16 protein-coding genes and 1 pseudogene are annotated in these 14,517 nt (G+C 71.3%); 7 read left to right on the top strand and 10 right to left on the bottom strand.

Annotated features, from left to right (window positions below; translation table 11 throughout):
• From AOK24_RS15320 to tap, 8 genes and pseudogenes are all read right to left on the bottom strand, one after another.
• Positions 1 to 189, bottom strand: a pseudogene (locus AOK24_RS15320) (hypothetical protein); the annotation flags it as partial.
• A gap of 17 nt (positions 190 to 206) precedes the next feature.
• Complete coding sequence (locus AOK24_RS15325) at positions 207 to 479, bottom strand: hypothetical protein (RefSeq protein WP_055720624.1); 273 nt, start codon at positions 477 to 479, stop codon at positions 207 to 209.
• A complete protein-coding gene (locus AOK24_RS15330; protein WP_055720625.1) occupies positions 479 to 715 on the bottom strand; it encodes a hypothetical protein in 237 nt (78 codons plus the stop codon). The genes AOK24_RS15325 and AOK24_RS15330 overlap by 1 nt, the downstream gene beginning before the upstream one ends.
• A 247-nt stretch (positions 716 to 962) precedes the next feature.
• A complete protein-coding gene (locus AOK24_RS15335) occupies positions 963 to 1,289 on the bottom strand; it encodes a hypothetical protein (protein ID WP_055720626.1) in 327 nt (108 codons plus the stop codon).
• A 457-nt stretch (positions 1,290 to 1,746) separates the two neighbouring features.
• Positions 1,747 to 2,508: a hypothetical protein gene (locus AOK24_RS15340; RefSeq protein WP_055720653.1), complete on the bottom strand. Its 762-nt coding sequence runs from the start codon at positions 2,506 to 2,508 to the stop codon at positions 1,747 to 1,749.
• Positions 2,509 to 2,612: 104 nt separating this feature from the next.
• Positions 2,613 to 3,200, bottom strand: a complete 588-nt coding sequence (gene tpg / locus AOK24_RS15345; protein WP_055720627.1) for a telomere-protecting terminal protein Tpg — start codon at positions 3,198 to 3,200, stop codon at positions 2,613 to 2,615.
• Between the two features lie 196 nt (positions 3,201 to 3,396).
• The gene (tpg, locus tag AOK24_RS15350; RefSeq protein ID WP_055720628.1) at positions 3,397 to 3,954 is read right to left on the bottom strand and encodes a telomere-protecting terminal protein Tpg; all 558 of its coding nucleotides are present in this window, start codon (positions 3,952 to 3,954) and stop codon (positions 3,397 to 3,399) included.
• A 14-nt stretch (positions 3,955 to 3,968) separates the two neighbouring features.
• On the bottom strand, positions 3,969 to 6,200 hold the full coding sequence (gene tap, locus AOK24_RS15355; RefSeq protein WP_055720629.1) for a telomere-associated protein Tap: 2,232 nt from the start codon (positions 6,198 to 6,200) through the stop codon (positions 3,969 to 3,971).
• A gap of 175 nt (positions 6,201 to 6,375) precedes the next feature.
• On the opposite strand from tap, the gene AOK24_RS15360 reads away from it, so the two are divergent.
• The 5 genes from AOK24_RS15360 (at position 6,376) to AOK24_RS50660 (ending at position 9,688) form a co-directional block, all read left to right on the top strand.
• The gene (locus AOK24_RS15360; protein WP_055720654.1) at positions 6,376 to 6,840 is read left to right on the top strand and encodes a hypothetical protein; all 465 of its coding nucleotides are present in this window, start codon (positions 6,376 to 6,378) and stop codon (positions 6,838 to 6,840) included.
• A gap of 21 nt (positions 6,841 to 6,861) precedes the next feature.
• Positions 6,862 to 7,074 (top strand): hypothetical protein, encoded by a 213-nt coding sequence (locus AOK24_RS15365; RefSeq protein WP_055720630.1) that lies wholly within the window; start codon positions 6,862 to 6,864, stop codon positions 7,072 to 7,074.
• A 172-nt stretch (positions 7,075 to 7,246) separates the two neighbouring features.
• Positions 7,247 to 8,005: an Abi family protein gene (locus tag AOK24_RS15370; RefSeq protein WP_055720631.1), complete on the top strand. Its 759-nt coding sequence runs from the start codon at positions 7,247 to 7,249 to the stop codon at positions 8,003 to 8,005.
• Positions 8,006 to 8,124: 119 nt separating this feature from the next.
• Entirely contained in the window at positions 8,125 to 8,685 is a 561-nt protein-coding gene (locus AOK24_RS15375) for a hypothetical protein (RefSeq protein ID WP_107103965.1), read from the top strand.
• 4 nt (positions 8,686 to 8,689) lie between these two features.
• Positions 8,690 to 9,688: a DUF4231 domain-containing protein gene (locus AOK24_RS50660; RefSeq protein ID WP_240553924.1), complete on the top strand. Its 999-nt coding sequence runs from the start codon at positions 8,690 to 8,692 to the stop codon at positions 9,686 to 9,688.
• On the opposite strand, the gene AOK24_RS15385 is transcribed toward AOK24_RS50660, so the two are convergent.
• Complete coding sequence (locus AOK24_RS15385) at positions 9,645 to 10,382, bottom strand: hypothetical protein (protein WP_159051879.1); 738 nt, start codon at positions 10,380 to 10,382, stop codon at positions 9,645 to 9,647. The genes AOK24_RS50660 and AOK24_RS15385 overlap by 44 nt on opposite strands.
• Before the next feature lie 193 nt (positions 10,383 to 10,575).
• Between AOK24_RS15385 and AOK24_RS15390 the strand changes: the two genes are divergently transcribed.
• Both AOK24_RS15390 and AOK24_RS15395 read left to right on the top strand, forming a co-directional pair.
• Positions 10,576 to 11,088 (top strand): hypothetical protein, encoded by a 513-nt coding sequence (locus AOK24_RS15390; RefSeq protein ID WP_055720634.1) that lies wholly within the window; start codon positions 10,576 to 10,578, stop codon positions 11,086 to 11,088.
• A gap of 91 nt (positions 11,089 to 11,179) precedes the next feature.
• Positions 11,180 to 13,300 carry a type IV secretory system conjugative DNA transfer family protein gene (locus AOK24_RS15395; RefSeq protein ID WP_055720635.1) on the top strand — a complete coding sequence of 707 codons (2,121 nt, stop codon included), beginning with the start codon at positions 11,180 to 11,182 and terminating at the stop codon, positions 13,298 to 13,300.
• A gap of 82 nt (positions 13,301 to 13,382) precedes the next feature.
• On the opposite strand, the gene AOK24_RS15400 is transcribed toward AOK24_RS15395, so the two are convergent.
• Positions 13,383 to 14,480: a hypothetical protein gene (locus tag AOK24_RS15400; protein WP_055720636.1), complete on the bottom strand. Its 1,098-nt coding sequence runs from the start codon at positions 14,478 to 14,480 to the stop codon at positions 13,383 to 13,385.
• Positions 14,481 to 14,517: the final 37 nt, after the last annotated feature.

Raw genomic sequence — 14,517 nt, forward strand, 5'->3', positions numbered from 1 at the left:
CCGGGTGGCCGGCCACCCGGGCAGGCCCTCGGAGTGTGCGGGGCACAGGAACGCGACCCAGGCCGTGCCGGGCCCGTCGCCCGCGGCCGGACCTTCGCGGAGGGCCGTCGACTTCGCCTTGCACTGCACGACGGTGCGCAGCGCGGTGAGCTGGCGGTCGGCGGAGAGCTGCTGGACGAGGGAGGGCACGCGGGCTCCTTCGGCGGCTAGACCTCGATGTAGGCGACGACTACGACGGTCCGCAGGGCGGTGACCCAGTACAGGAGGCGTACGCGCTCGACTTCGTCGGCGTACTGGCGTAGCTGCGGGCCGGAGGCGTCGCCGGGGATCGGCTCGCCGATGTCGGGGTCGACGGAGATGACGACCAGGGCGCGGTCCAGGGCGTGGATCTCCGCCTCGCTGGTGATCTGCTCCAGCTGCTTGGCGGCGGAGTCGGAGAACGCGATCCGGGCGCGGCGGGGGCCGTGCTGCGGGGGCATCAGGCGACGGCCGGGCGCTGGGCTGCGAGCCGGGCGAGGTGCTTCTCGCGCAGTTCCTCCCACGGCGTGCAGTCCTCCACCGAGGGCAGGCCGTTGGCGGCGATGTCCTCCAAGACGGCGGCGAGCTGGTCGGCGCTCTCGCGGGTCTTGGCCGCGTACGCGCGCAGTCCGTCGGCGGTGTCGGGCTCCAGCTGCTGCCGGGCGTGGTCGGCGGAGGCGGCCGGCTGTTCGCTCATCGAGGGCTCCAGAGGGCAGAACTGGCGTCTGCTCCCACGGTATCGGCCGCCTGGGGCCCTGGGGGACCACTCCGGACGAACCCGGCTCGTACGAGGGTGGCGGGACCCAGGACCCAGGTTCTGGGACCGGTGCTGGGTCCTGGTCCCTGCCTGCTGCCCGATGACACAGATCAGCTGAACAGTGACACAGATGAGCGTGTCCACCTGGGGAAACGGGGGGTTGATGACACAGGTTGGGCCGGACTGTTCAGGCCGGGGTGCCGGGCAGGACCTGGCCGCCTGTGATCTGGAGGCGGGCGGTCATCGCGTGGCCGTCGCACACCGCGTACTGGCCGCCGCTGTCGGACCGGACGGTGTGGGTGGCCGGCTCCGGGCACGGAGCGTCCAGCCGGTCGTACTCCCACGAGTTGAAGCAGGTGAAGTCCATGCACCAGGTGCGGTTGCCGCTCGACTTCAGCGTGCCGCCGTGCTCGGGGCACACGCCCCACGGCACGACGCACCGGCCCGGATCGTCGATGGTGGCCTGCAGAGCCTGGGCGTAGAGCGCGGCCGTGGTCGGGTCGGTGATCGTCACCGGGCGATTCTCCCAGGGAGGCCGACGGCCGCGCAGCCGATCGGCGGGCGGGGCTGCGGCTACGGTCCGCATCCGCGCCCGGGAACGCTGTCACGCTGCGCGGAGAGCCCCGAAACGGGCCTCGGGCCCGGGATTCCGGGCCCGAGGGGCCAGCGTGACACCCGGATCAGGGGGGTGCGTGACAGCAGCGTGACACCGGGCGTGACAGTGCCGGCGTCACTCTCGGTGACTACGGTGGGAGTTGGGCTCTCCTCCGTGTCACAGGCTCACAGGTTCTCTCGCCGAAACGCGCCTGCCTGGGGAAACGGAGTTCCGGGCTCACAGGCGAACAGGGTGAACAGGGCGTTTCGGTCGTCTGGTGTCCAGGGATGTCACAGGTTCCGCCCGGCGACCTGTGAGCCTGTGAGGTCGCGGGGCGTGAGGTCGAAGCGCGCCAGAGCGAACCGCGACCCGTGCGCTACGGCCGGACGCGGGCGAGGAACACCGCGAGGGCACCAACGGCTTCGGGTTCGGTGGTGGCGAGCCGGGCCGCGAACGCCAGCTGGTCGACGTCGACGCCGGGAACCAGGCGGGCGAGTTCGGCGAGCAGCGCGGCGTGCGCGAGGACCGGCGGGGTGAGAAGGCCGGCGGCGGCCTCGCGGGCGGCCGGGTCGCGGTAGTGCCCGAGGTGCGCGGCGAGGGCGTGGGCGAGCCAGGCGTCGACGTCGGCCTGGACGTACCCGCCGGCTCGCCGGGTGAGTTCATCGCGGGCGGCTTCATCCCCGTCGCGGGGCTCGGTCTGCTCCAGGGTGCCGAGCTCGCGCAGCGCCTGGAGCTCATCGGCGCGGGCCGCGATCCGCGCGGCCTCGCGCAGCTCGGCTTCCCGGGCGGCGGCGGCCGCGGCTTCGGCGGCGAGCTCCTCCCGAACGTGCGGGTCGGTGTCCGGGTCGTAGACGGTGCCCAGCGCCGCGTCGGCGAGCAGCTGCGCGATGCGCTCCCACTCCGCAAGCTCCGCGGGGCCGCGGACGTCGTCCGCCAGGTCTTCGCGCCGGGAGTCCTGCCGTGCGTCGAACCGGGCGTCCTCGAGGGCCGCCGCGACGGCGCCGGCGTCCATCCCCTTCGCCCGCCGCCGTACGACGCGGCGGCCGATGCGGGCCGGGTCGACCGGCTCCCGGGGCGCGGCGACGCGCGGGGCGAGCGGACGGCGCGCAGTGCGCCGGGGCGGCCAGGGCGTGGTCATCATCGGCCTCGTATTCGTGGTGCGGATTCGAAAGCGGGCCGCCGTCAGAGCGCTGTACGACGGCCCGCCGGATTGTTTCATAGCAGGCCCGGAATTCGGCCGTGTCAGAACAGGAACTCGATGGCCTGAACATGCGTGAAATCTGCGCGCAGTCCATCGGCGCGGGTGCCCCATTCCGTGAAATAGGACTCGGTTATGGCATCCGCGACGATCGGATGCAGATCCTCCTCCGTCGCTCCGGCCTCCTGTAGATCCAGGATCTGCCGCACGTAGGTGGGCGAGATTGGGGTGGTGATGGTGCGGATGCGGCCGTCGTCGGAGCTGCCCGAGGCCGTGAATCCGAAGTACGCGGTCACCTCCACCATCATCCCGCTGGACGTGGACGCCTGTTCGCGCGCTTGCGCCCTGACCTGCGGTTGCCACTCGGATTCCGTCTCCTCCACCAGGGCCGCCTGGAGGCGCTTCTGAGGGGTCTTCAGCGACCCGGCGCGGTAGCGCTCCACTGTCCGGCGCGAGACGCCCAGGCGCTCCGCCAGGGCCTTGGTCGACCCCTTCGCCCGCGTGAGGAGGAATTTCACCTGAGCCTTCGCGGATTTCGGCGCGGGCCGGGTGACGACCTTCCGCTCCGCCCGCGTGAGGGCTTCCAGGACCTTGCCGCGGCTCGGGGCCGGCTGCTGCTCGTGCTCGCTCATACCTCCTAGGGATCACGGATCACCTGTGGACAGATTCCGGGCGCCGCGACCCCGGACGGGCCGCGCACGGAGCCGGTGACCCGGGCGCGCCGCCCTCGTTGGGCATGGCATCGCGTGCATGAACATCCGCTCCCCCGCGGATGCGCGAGCGAGCCCGGACCAACTGGTCCGGGCTCGCGGGCTGTTCGGGGCGCGTCTACAGGTCGAACTCGACGTGTTCGACGTCGGTGAACCGGACCTCCTCCAGGGAGCCTGCGCGGCGGCCGTTGTCCTGGAAGTAGACCTCCTTGAGCGCTTCGGCCGCGATCTCCTTCAGCGCATCGTCGGTGGCGCCGGCCTCCTGGGCGTCGAAGAGACGCGCGGCGTAGCGGGGCGGCAGGGCGACGGTCAGGTGCCGGACGCGGTCCTGGTCCGTCGACCCGATCGGCGCGGTGTAGCCCATGCGGGCGCGGGCGTCGATGACGATGCCGCCGGTCGTCGCGGCCTTCTGCCGGGCCTTGGCCCGGATCTGGGGCTGCCACCGCTTGGAAACCTCGCGCTCCAGGCGGGCGGCGAGGTCGGCGCGCGGCCTCTTGGCCTTGCCCGCCACGTACCGCTCCACCTGCCGCTGGGACATGCCGAGCAGGTCGGCGACCGCCTTCGTGCCACCGAGCTGCTTGACCATGTACCGCATCTGCGGGCCCGCGGACTTGGGTGCGGGGCGGGTGAACGCTTTCTGCACCGCCTTGTCCAGGCCGTCCCCGAACACGCTCATGCCTGTCTACTCCCCTACTCGCCGTTGTCGACGTTGGTGACGGTGCCGTCCTTGATGTACCGGGCGAGGTTGAGCTGCGGCGCGTTGAACCGCTCGCGAACCTCTTCGCCCCACAGGACGTCCTGGGTGCCCTCGTGCTTGACCAGGCCGGGGTTGACGCCGAGCTTGAAGCCGCCGGGCAGCGGCTTGCCCTCCCGGTAGGGCAGGAAGTCCAGCGGGCTCGGTCCGTCGGCCGCGTAGACGACGCAGTCGGACATGATCGCGATGGGGTACTGCCCGGTGAACGCCGCGTGCTTGACGATCTTGCGGTGCAGGTTGATGCGGGTGCGGGAGATGACCGCCGCCCGGATGTCCGGCCGCCACGTCGGGCGGGACAGGGCGCGCCACGGCTCGCCGGCCTTCCAGCCCTCGTTGCGCGGGCGCTCGCGCAGCTTGCCCAGGCCGCCCTTCACCGTCGCCTTGACCGCCGAGACGACGATCGCCATCTCCGGGTCGCGGGCCTTGTAGCCGTTCATCGCCGTCAGGAAGTCCTCGGGGGCGAGGTCGGCGTCGACGCCGAGGTCGGCCATCGTGGCGAGGTAGGCGTCGCGCAGCCGGTTGTACCAGCCGTCCAGGTAGCGGCCGTTGTCGTACCGCACCCACGCCTCGGTCGGGCGCACCTCGTAGCCGAGCTCCACCGCGTACGCGACGGTCGGCGTCGCGTACCAGGCCGGGCCGGTCGGGCGCTCACCCTTCGGCGTGAACGGGTTCGGCAGCAGGCTGCCGTCCAGCTCCACCCACTCCTTGCCGACCTTCACGCGCGACAGGTCGACGTGGGACAGGTCCACCAGCCACGAGCCGGGCAGCTTCGGGTCGAAGACCGGGCCGGTGACGTGCGTGGCTCCTCCGAGGCCGACGGTCAGCCCGTTCGCTCCGGCGGCGAACGCCATGTTGACGTCCAGGCCGACCAAGTGGCGGCGCAGGCATTCGTCGTCCGTCATCGGCCGCGCCCAGTCGAACGCCTCCTCGAACAGCTTCTCCGCCGGGCCGCGCACGTGGAACCGGGGCAGGTCCTTGAGGACCGGGTGATTGTCGGGGACCTCGCACGGCGGCCAGTCCATCGGGTCGATGGCGTCCTTGCCCAGCGAGCCGGGGGTCTTGTCGTCGGCCTGGCGCAGGACGCCGGTCTCCTCATCGCGGACGGCGTAGGTCGGCGGGTGCAGCGCGGTCATCAGCTCCAGGCTGGTGACGGCGGTGGAGCCGCGCGGCGTCATCACCCGGGCCGCGTACACGCCCAGGACGCGGGCGAGCTCCGCCGGAGGAAGCTGCGCGGCGTCGCCCCAGAACCTGGGGTCCAGCCCGTTCCACGACGGGATGCACAGCTGCACGCACTGGCGCTCCGAGCCCTTGGCCGGGCGGTAGATCCGCGCCCACGGCCCGAACCCGCGCTTCGTGAGCTGCCAGTCGGCGCGGGTCAGCTGCTTGATGACCTTGTGGCCCTCCGGGATCCGCCCCGCGAGCCGCTGCTCCTCCGTGAGGGCGACGGGCAGGCCGTAGCGCTCCAGGGCAGCCTCGGTGAGCACGATCAGCGGGTCGGCCGGCTTGCCCGGCCCGGACAGCTTCGGCTGCCCGAGCTTCGCCTCCCTGAGCGTCCAGTCGACCAGGGACGGCAGGGACTTGGCGGGCACGTCCAGGACCAGGCCGCCGACGCAGTACGCCAGCACCTTCTTGTCGTCGTCGACGTCGACGACCGCGAGCGGGCCGTTCTCGAACCGCGGGTCGGTGCCGCCCGCCGGGGTGTTGGCGGGGGCCGCCTTCTTCGCGGCGGGACGGCGGGACGTCGACGTGCTCCTGGTGGTGCTCGCCGGGCGGGTCGCAGCGGCCGGAGCAGCGGGGACCGGGACAGGGGTCTGGGTGTTCTCGGTTGCGGTCATGACCGCAACGTCGGGGGCTGGACCGGTGGACAGAGTCCCGGCTTCCGCCGGGTCGGCGGGCGCGCCGGTGAACGTGGCGGGCACCGGGGCCGGGTAGAGCGCCGCGAGCTGCTGGAGCAGCCGCGCGTACGCCTCACGCTCGGGGCCGCGCGGCTCGGTCGGCTTCCGCGCCGACTCCCACGCGGACACCGTGGCCCGGCGCACCTTCAGCGCACCGGCGACGTCGTCCAGCGTCAGGCCGTGCGCGACCCGCAGCCGCTTGCGCTCCTCCGCCGGCGGCAGCGGAGAGCGGGACGCGACCAGCGCGTCGACCGCGTCGAACATCTCGGACATGGAACACCTCCTGACCCACACTCTACCCCATGAACCGTAAGGTTCGCGTACTTCTACCGTACAAACACCGTACGACGCGTGTTCTAGGGGGTTCGGGCCGGGCGTTCTGGCCGGATTGGTGGCTGGTTCTCACGAACACGCACCGGCCCGAGCGCTGGTCACTACCGTCGTGACCATGGCGAAGGGGAAGACCGGCCCGGCGGACTGGGCGATGTGGGTGCTGCTGTGGCTGTACGCGCTCGTGAGCATCCCGCTGTACCTGTGGTTCCTGCACCACGCGGGCGACCGCTGGGGCCAGCAGCTGCCCGCCGACGACGACCTGCGCTTCTGGCTGCCGATCGTCGTCCCGCTCGCCGCGTTCAGCTTCACCACGATGTCCAGCACGTCCTGGTGGTGGAGCACCGACGACCGCCCGTTCCTCCTGGGCCGCAAGCACTGGCGGTTCATGATGGTCTTCGTCTTCGCCCTGTCCCTGATGGCCGGCTACTTCGGCTCCGCCCACCAGGACGTCATCGCCATCTTGCTGACCGTCATGGTCACGATCATCGGCATCACGGGCCTGTGGCTCCTGCCGCAGGCCCTGTCGCCGCGACTGCTCGACACCCTGCGTCCGAAGAAGGCGCCGGCCGACCCGTCCTGACGACACCCGAAGGAGAACGTGATGAGACTCGTCTGGCTGGCCGCGATCAGTGTGCTCGCCGTCGTGATGGCGGTGTTCACGCCGCACGTGCTGCGCACCGAATCGACGTGGCAGGCCGCTGCCTGGCTCGTCATGCTCGCCGCCACGCTCACCGGCCTCGCCGCACTCATCCGCGCGGAATTGCTGCTGCGCCGCCTGGAGCGACGGCCCGACAGCGACGTTCCCGGCACCTGACCAGCCATCCGAACGGGCGACGCGGGAGGCTCCCGGTTGACGCCCGGCGGGTGTAGCGGCAAAGCAGAAGGCCCTCACCAGCTGGTGAGGGCCTTCCAAGGTCTGACCCCGGTCGCGTGACGTAAGCCAGAGGCTGAACCGGGGAATCTGTCGACCATGATACATCAGAGGGGTGCAGATACAACCGACGGCGGCGCAGCTCACGCTCCTGGAACCGCTGATCTCCCGGCCCCGCCTGGCTCCCTTCCTCGCCGCCACGGCCACGCCGGCGGCCGCGATGGAGTTGTATCTGTGGAACGTGCGCCTGTCGGCCGCCTTCGGCGAGGTGATCGCCCTTGCCGAGGTCATCCTGCGCAACACCATGGCGGAGCAGCTCGCCACCGTGTACGGGGCCACCTGGTACGCGCGCCCTGAGCTGTTCGACGACCGCACCATGAGCGGCTTCAAGACCACCTGGCGCAACATCACCATGCCCGCCGACCCGGCGACCGGGAAACCGGCGACCAAGACCCTCCGGGCAGTCCCGGCCGGGAAGATCGTGGCGGAGTCCACCTTCGGCTGCTGGGTGAACCTGCTCGACAAGGGCGGCACCCGCGGCGACGGCCCGTACCGCAAGAACGTCGACTACGACTCCACCCTGTGGCGCAAGGCCCTGCACAAGGCGTTCCCGAACAGCGGCGGCAAACGGGCCACGGTGTTCACCACCGCGAGCCATGTCCGGTCCCTGCGCAACCGCGCCGCCCACCACGAACCGCTGATCGACGGCGTTCCCCTCCCGGGCCAGACCGACCGCCGCGGCAACACCCGCCGGCTCACCCTGGCCGACGCCCACACCGAGGTCCTGCGCCTGGTCGAGTACATCGACAAGGACGTCGCCACCTGGCTCGGACAGACCAGCCGCGTCCCCGAGCTGCTGCGCACCCGGCCCTGAACCGGTCGGCGATTCCCATCGTCGGGCTGGCTGATCATCCCGCTGACACGGCCTTGGACCCCGTGGCAGGGTTCGGTGATCAGATCAGTAGACGGCAGGGGGCTCCCGTGGAAGCACGGATGTGGGACGGACTGGTCGGCGTCGCGAAGGAGACGTACACCGCGTCGCTGGGCGAGGGGGTCGTGCCGCGCCCGCTGATGATGCCGCTGGTGCGCGGCGAGCTGGTCGGGCTGGTCTGGGTCCGCCCGCTCAAGGTCGGCCAGGACGCGCTCGCCGGGATCGCGGAGCTCGCGAACGTCGCCGCGGCGGCCGGCGCGGACGAGGTCGTCCTCGCCTGGGAGACCCACGACGTCGCCATCGCCTGCGAGCTGCCGATCGTCGGCCCGGCGCCGTGCCTGAACATGGTGCTCGCCACCCGCGACGGGCACGTCCTGCACCAGCTCCCCTACAGCGAGCAGCTCCTGTCCCGCAGTGCCGACGGCTGGGCGTCGGTCGCCCCGGACTGGAGGCCGGCGCCCGCGCCGCAGCCCGGCGGCGAACTGGTGCCGCCTATCCAGGCCGCGGTGAACTTCTCCTTCGCCCCGATCGAGCTGGACCACCCCGACCCGTTCGGCGTCACCGTCGTGCTGATGGAAGAGGACGGCTACCGCATCAGCCTGACCGAAGCGTTCGCCCGCTGAGCCCGTGGCCCGCGACTTCGACGACGACGCGTCCCGCCGTATCCAGGACGCGGACGACCTGATCAACGCCCGTAAGCGGGACGAAGCCGAACGGATTCGCGCCCGCCAGCGGGACGCCGACGAACGGATCTACGTGGTGACCACCAACCTCGTCATCGACGCCCAGGAGAAGCTCGCCCGGCGCCGGCGGCTGGACCGCATCTGGCGCGCCGGGGCGGTGATCTGCTGGCTGTCCTTACTCACCGCCGTCACCGGCACGGGCGTCGCCTGGCTGACCACGGGCGACCCGGCGCGGTTCGTCGTGGGTGATCTGGTCTGCGGAAGCCTGCTCCTGATGTCCCTGCTGGCGCTGGTCGGCGTCCGCGTCGCCGGGCGGGGCGTGCCGACTCTCCAGCGCCTGGAGGCGCAGCTTGCCTCCGCGCAGGAGTCGCTGTGGCAGCAGAAGGTCAAGAGCAACCCGGGCCTGGACGACCGGCGCAAGCTATACCGCGAGGAAGTCACCACCGCGATCGAGCAGTACCAGGCCGACAGCCGCAAGTACCGGCGCATCCACAACAGCCTGCAGACCCTCATCATGATCGGCTCAGCCTCCACGACCACGATCGCGGCCCTGGACACCGGCAAGGAGCTGACCTGGCAGAGCGTCACCCTGACCGGCATCAGCTTCGCCATCACGGTGGCCGCGATGTTCACCGGCTACTACAAGTTCCGCGAGCGCAGCTACTTCCTGCAGCAGACCGCCGACGCTATCGAGGAGGAGGCCAACGCCGTCCGGCTCGGCATCGGCCCGTACAGCGAGTACGGGCCCGGCCGGGAAGACGAGGCGCTGAAGAAGTTCACCCAGCGCGTCGAAGAACACCGCAACGAGCAGCGGCGCCGCCAGCAGCAGCTGGACCAGCCCGCCGACCAGGCCACGCCCTCCAGCCAGCCGCCCGCCGCCCGCCGCCTGACGCGGGCGGCTATCGGCGTCGGCGGCCGCCAATGCGACCGAGGTGGCGGTTGAGGATGTCCAGCCTTGCCTGGTGGGATCCGGCGGGCAGCGCGCACTCGGCATCCGGCTTGGCGTGGCACACCGGGCAGGAGATCTTCATCAGCCGGTAGTGGGGGACCATGCTCGCGCTCCCCCGCTGCGTGCGCCGGTCCTCCGGCTCGCGGGCCTTCTTGGCCTTCGTCGCGGCCTCGCGCTCCTTCACGATCGGTTCGATCCGCTCGTCATGGCCGTACTCGCGCCGGACCGCCGTGCCGCCAACCTCGCCCGGGTCGGTGCAGTCCTGCCCGGCCTTCGCGTCGCAGACGGGGCAGCGGCGGCGGATCCAGAACCGGCGGGCGACCTTCTCGTGCAGCGGGACCTTCCGGCCCGTTGGACGGTGCTGGATCGGCTGGACCGCCGCCGGGGCGCACTCGCCGGGCATGTGCCGCCACGCGTCGTACCGGCGCTGCTTGCGCTGCCCTTCCTTGAACTCCCCGTCGCAGCTCGCGCACTTCTTCGCCGACTTGATCGTCTCCCGGGGCGTGGCGCGGGCTGGATCGTGCGAGCCCCGGGACAGCTTCGGGGCCAGGGCCGGCCTGGTTTCCTGGGTGCCGTCGCGGCGCACGATGGTCACGTCCGAGGCCGGTGGCCGGTCGTACGACGGGAGCTCCGGCGCGGCAACGTACGACTGCCCCTTCGGGCCCGGCCACTGACGATGCTTCGACATACCGGCAGCGTAGCCACCGGCCCGGAGCGGCGGCAGGGCGCGAACCGCCCATGCCTCCAACGTGGTTGATCAGGGCGCCGGATCACGCCATCGGCCTGTCCGTGATTCGTGGACCACCTGTTGGGTTCAATGGCACGATCCCCGTGTACAAGTTCGACAGGATGCCTCTACTCACAGGGAGATCCCGCCCCGCATGCGCAGCGCCGTTCTGGAACGGGCCGAACAGTCCGCTTCCGCTCTCTCTTTGTCGGTAACCAGCCAGGACTGGGATGCCGTACGGGCGGCGTTGCAAGGAACGGCCCGTCGGCCTCTGCTGTCCCGCGCCGTTGTCTGGGCGGCTCTGCGGGTCGTTGCGGCCTGCGGCGATCTGCACGGGCCGATTCAGAAGAAGGGGTGGCGGGCCCGGGATACCGACGCCCATCACTACCGCCATCTCTTCCGTCAGGAGACCGAACTCCTGCGGCGACTGAAGATCCGAGCCTTCTTCGGTTCCACCGATGTCATGGGAAACCGTCTCTCCCAGAAGGATCTGCGGGCCCAAGCCGCGAAGATCGAGACGGCATTCGTTGATCGGCATCCGTTCTTTACCGAGGAAACTGACGCGGCTGCGGTCCACAACAGCGCGCGTATCGCGCTGGCAATAGCTCAGCACCTCGCCAACGGGGTCTCGCTGCCTGCGGATTGCTCCACGGGGAGCGACTGGTGAGGTTGCGGCCACGGACCATCGAGTACACGTCACAGCGGCAGTAGATTGGGCGGCCGGATCGACAAAGCCAGCTGTTCAGGGGGCAAGGGGCATGGACACCGAGGGCAGGTACGACGGAGAGCGCCCGCGCGATCGGGTGCCGGAGCCGCCGGCCGGGCCGCCGTCCCGAATACCGGCGCCGCCGCCTTATGCCCCCGGCTCAATGCCAACTTCTCCGGGGACGGCATTCCTCACGTGGTTGCGGGCACCGCGGCCCGAAGCCGGGCCAGGGATCTGGAGGTTGGGGCACAGGCCCCGTCCGAAGGAGGAGCCGGAGCGGGTGCCCGGGCGCCAGCTGGTGTTCGGGGCGCTGTTGGCGCTGCTGGCGGCGTGGATGGTCTGGTCGCTTCTGTACAACGGGTATCTGGGCTGGTGGTGGTTCCTTCCGCTGGAGCTGGTGACGCCCGACTCGTGGCGGCACGGGCAGGCCGGGCCGGTGGCCACGGTGGTGACGTACTACGGCTACTACGCCTTGGTCGGCGGAGGTCTGCTGTTCGCGGCGGGCAAGATCGGGCGGTGGGGTGAGGTGTGGCGGCGGTACATCGCCCCGCGCTTCAAGCTGGCCGAGGCCGAACTCCCGCCGCCGCCCCCGGGTGAGGATCCTGCCGAATGGCCCGAGCTGCGGACCGCCGGGGCGGGGGCGGCTGCCGACCGGCTCGCCGCCGATGCCCGTGCCGGGCTGATGGGCGACGTCGACCACGCCCGGATCATGCGGGCCTGGCAGTCCGTACGGTCCGGCCGTCATCCGCTCGCCTCGTTCAGCGCCGCCGTTGTCGAGGCGGGGGCGGCGGCGTGTGCGCACCCGTCCGGGTCACGGGATCTGCCCGCCCGGTCCGCGCGGCACGATCTGCTGACCCACCAGGTGCGGCTCGGCACGGCGGTCGACGAACCGAAGAACCCGTACGGCTACCGGTCGGCCGGGCTGGCCCTCGGTCCGGACGTGCTGGGCACCTCGCTGCTGGTGGTCGGCCCGTCCGGGTCGGGCAAGACCCAGTTGGTGATCCGCCCGATCGCGGAAGCGCTGTGCCTTCAGGCCCTCACCGGGCGGGCCGCGGTGGTGGTTGTGGGCGCGGCCGGGGCGGCGCTGGGAGGCGGCGAGCAGTACGACGTCGTGATCCGGATCGGTGATCCCTCCTCTGCGTACGACCTGGATCTGTACGGCGGCACGACCGACTCGGATGAGGCTGCCGCCGTGCTCGCCGAAGCCCTGGTCGGCGATCTCGTCAGCGAGCAGGTCGGCGGGGACAGCCGGAGGGCGGCGACCGCGCTCGCGCAGTTGCTCGGTCCGTTCCGTGCGGTCCACGGCCGCTTCCCCGCGGTTGCCGAGCTGCGGCAGCTCCTGGACGGCGCGCCCGCGCAGATCGAGAAGCTGCGCCGGTCGCTGGAGGAGTCGGGCCAGGAGGCGATGCTGCGCGAACTCGATGCCCGCGAGCGGCAGTCGGCCGGGGCGGGCGACGCAGGGGCGGTGCTCGCCGACCGGATCGCGCTGCTGGACCGGTCCTCCTTCGCCTCCTTCTTCGACACCAGCGGCCAGAGCCGGCCGTTCTCACTGCGGGCCCTCGATCACCCGGTGCGGGTACGGATCGACCTGCCCGACCGAGGTCATCCCGACGCCTCCCGGGTCCTGGCCCGGCTGCTGCTGGCGCAGTTCACCACGAGCGTCGTGCACCGTGAGGACCGCTCGCTGTTCGCCTGCCTGGTCCTTGATGACGCCGCCCGCGCCGTCACCACGGAGGCCGTGCGGAGCGTGCAGCGGCTGCGGTCGGCGAACGCGGGCGTGGTGCTCGCGCTGCACACCCTCGATGAGGTGCCGGCCGCGCTGAGGGCGCCGCTGCTGGGTGCGGTCGGCTGCCGGATGGCGCTGTCCGGGCTCACCTCCTGGGACGGGCAGCAGTTCGCCGAGGCCTGGGGCAAGGAGTGGATCGAGGCTCGGGACGTCACCGACCGGCAGATCATCGCGGAGACGGCCGGGGGCAAGGCGTGGCACCTGCTGCGGCAGGCGATCTCAGGGAAGGCTCCGACGCAGCGGGCGGTGACGGTGCGCCAGGTCGAACGGGAACGGTGGTCGCCCTCCGAGCTCGCGCACCAGGTGCCGCCCGGGCACGCGGTGATCTCGCTGTCGTCCGTGGCGGGCGAGCACACCTCGCCCCTTCTGGTGAACTTGCGCGGCTGACCGCGCGTCGGATGGACGACGTGAGCGGGCCCCGGAAGCCTGTAGATGCTGCCGGGGCCCGTCGCGTGGGTGCTGCCTGGGGTTACTTGTCGTCCTTGGGCTTCGGTTTGGGATCGCGGCTGCCGTGGGCGCCGATGCCGCCGGAGGCGGGGTTCGAAGGCCTGGGGGTGCTGGAACGGGGCGAGCCGTTGACACTGCTGGTGCGGTCGCTGTGGGTGGAGATGCCGCGCTGGACACCAACCGCGGCACCTACGGTGCCGGTGACCGCGCGGGAGGCCCCGGCACCGGTGCGGGCGACCTTGCGGGCCACCTGGATGCTGTCGCCGAAGCCGGGGAACTTGAAGATCAGGTATCCGGCGGCCCCGAGCGCGGCAGCGGAGATGCCCAGCCCGGTGACGACCGGCCCCTGCTCACCGGTGTTCTCCAGCGCCGCCGCCAGACCAAGGATGATCACCACGATCGGCTCGATCAGGATCAGGCCGACCATGAGGGCGGCCCATCGGCGTATGTGGCCCCACAGGTCCTTGTCGACCAGCCCGCTGTACACGACGACACCCAGCAGCGCGCCGGCGTACAGGCTCATGGCCCGCAGGACCAGCAGCAGCCAGATGGCGCCGCACAGCAGGATCGTCAGCAGCGAGGCGACGATCTGGATAATCGGGCCGCCGCCTATCTTGCCGTCCTTCAGAGCGGTACCGAGGGAGGCGAACACGCCGCCGGGCTCACCACCGAGAGCGGAGACCAGGACGTCGGTAACCCCGCTGACCGCGTTGACGACGGTATAGAGGATCAGCGGGGTGAAAGCCACGGCGCCGACCGCGATCCACAGCAGGCCGATCGCCTCCGAGAAGGCGGTCGTCATCGGCACCCCGCGCACCGCGCGCTTGGCGACGGCCAGCAGCCACAGGACCAGGACCAGGATCGTGGAAGCGGCGAAGACGACCGCGTACTGCTGCAGGAAGTTCTGGTTGGTGAAGTCCACGGCGCTGCGGTCGGTGATGGACGTGCCGAGGTGCCGGGCCGTCCAGTCCGCAGCTTCCGCGACTTTCTGCGCGAGCTGGTGCAGCGGGTCCAGGCTGTCGAGCGCGTCGCTGCCGCCGCCGGTGTTCTTGCTGCCGTCCTTGCAGTACTCCCCAGCGGCACCGGCGATCGTGTCGCACGGTTCATCGGCGAGCAGCATCGGTCCCTCGCTCCCGGTCGTGAAGTCGTGGCTGTGG

Origin of the sequence: Streptomyces niveiscabiei (genome assembly GCF_001419795.1) — a bacterium.
Lineage (GTDB): Bacteria > Actinomycetota > Actinomycetes > Streptomycetales > Streptomycetaceae > Streptomyces > Streptomyces niveiscabiei.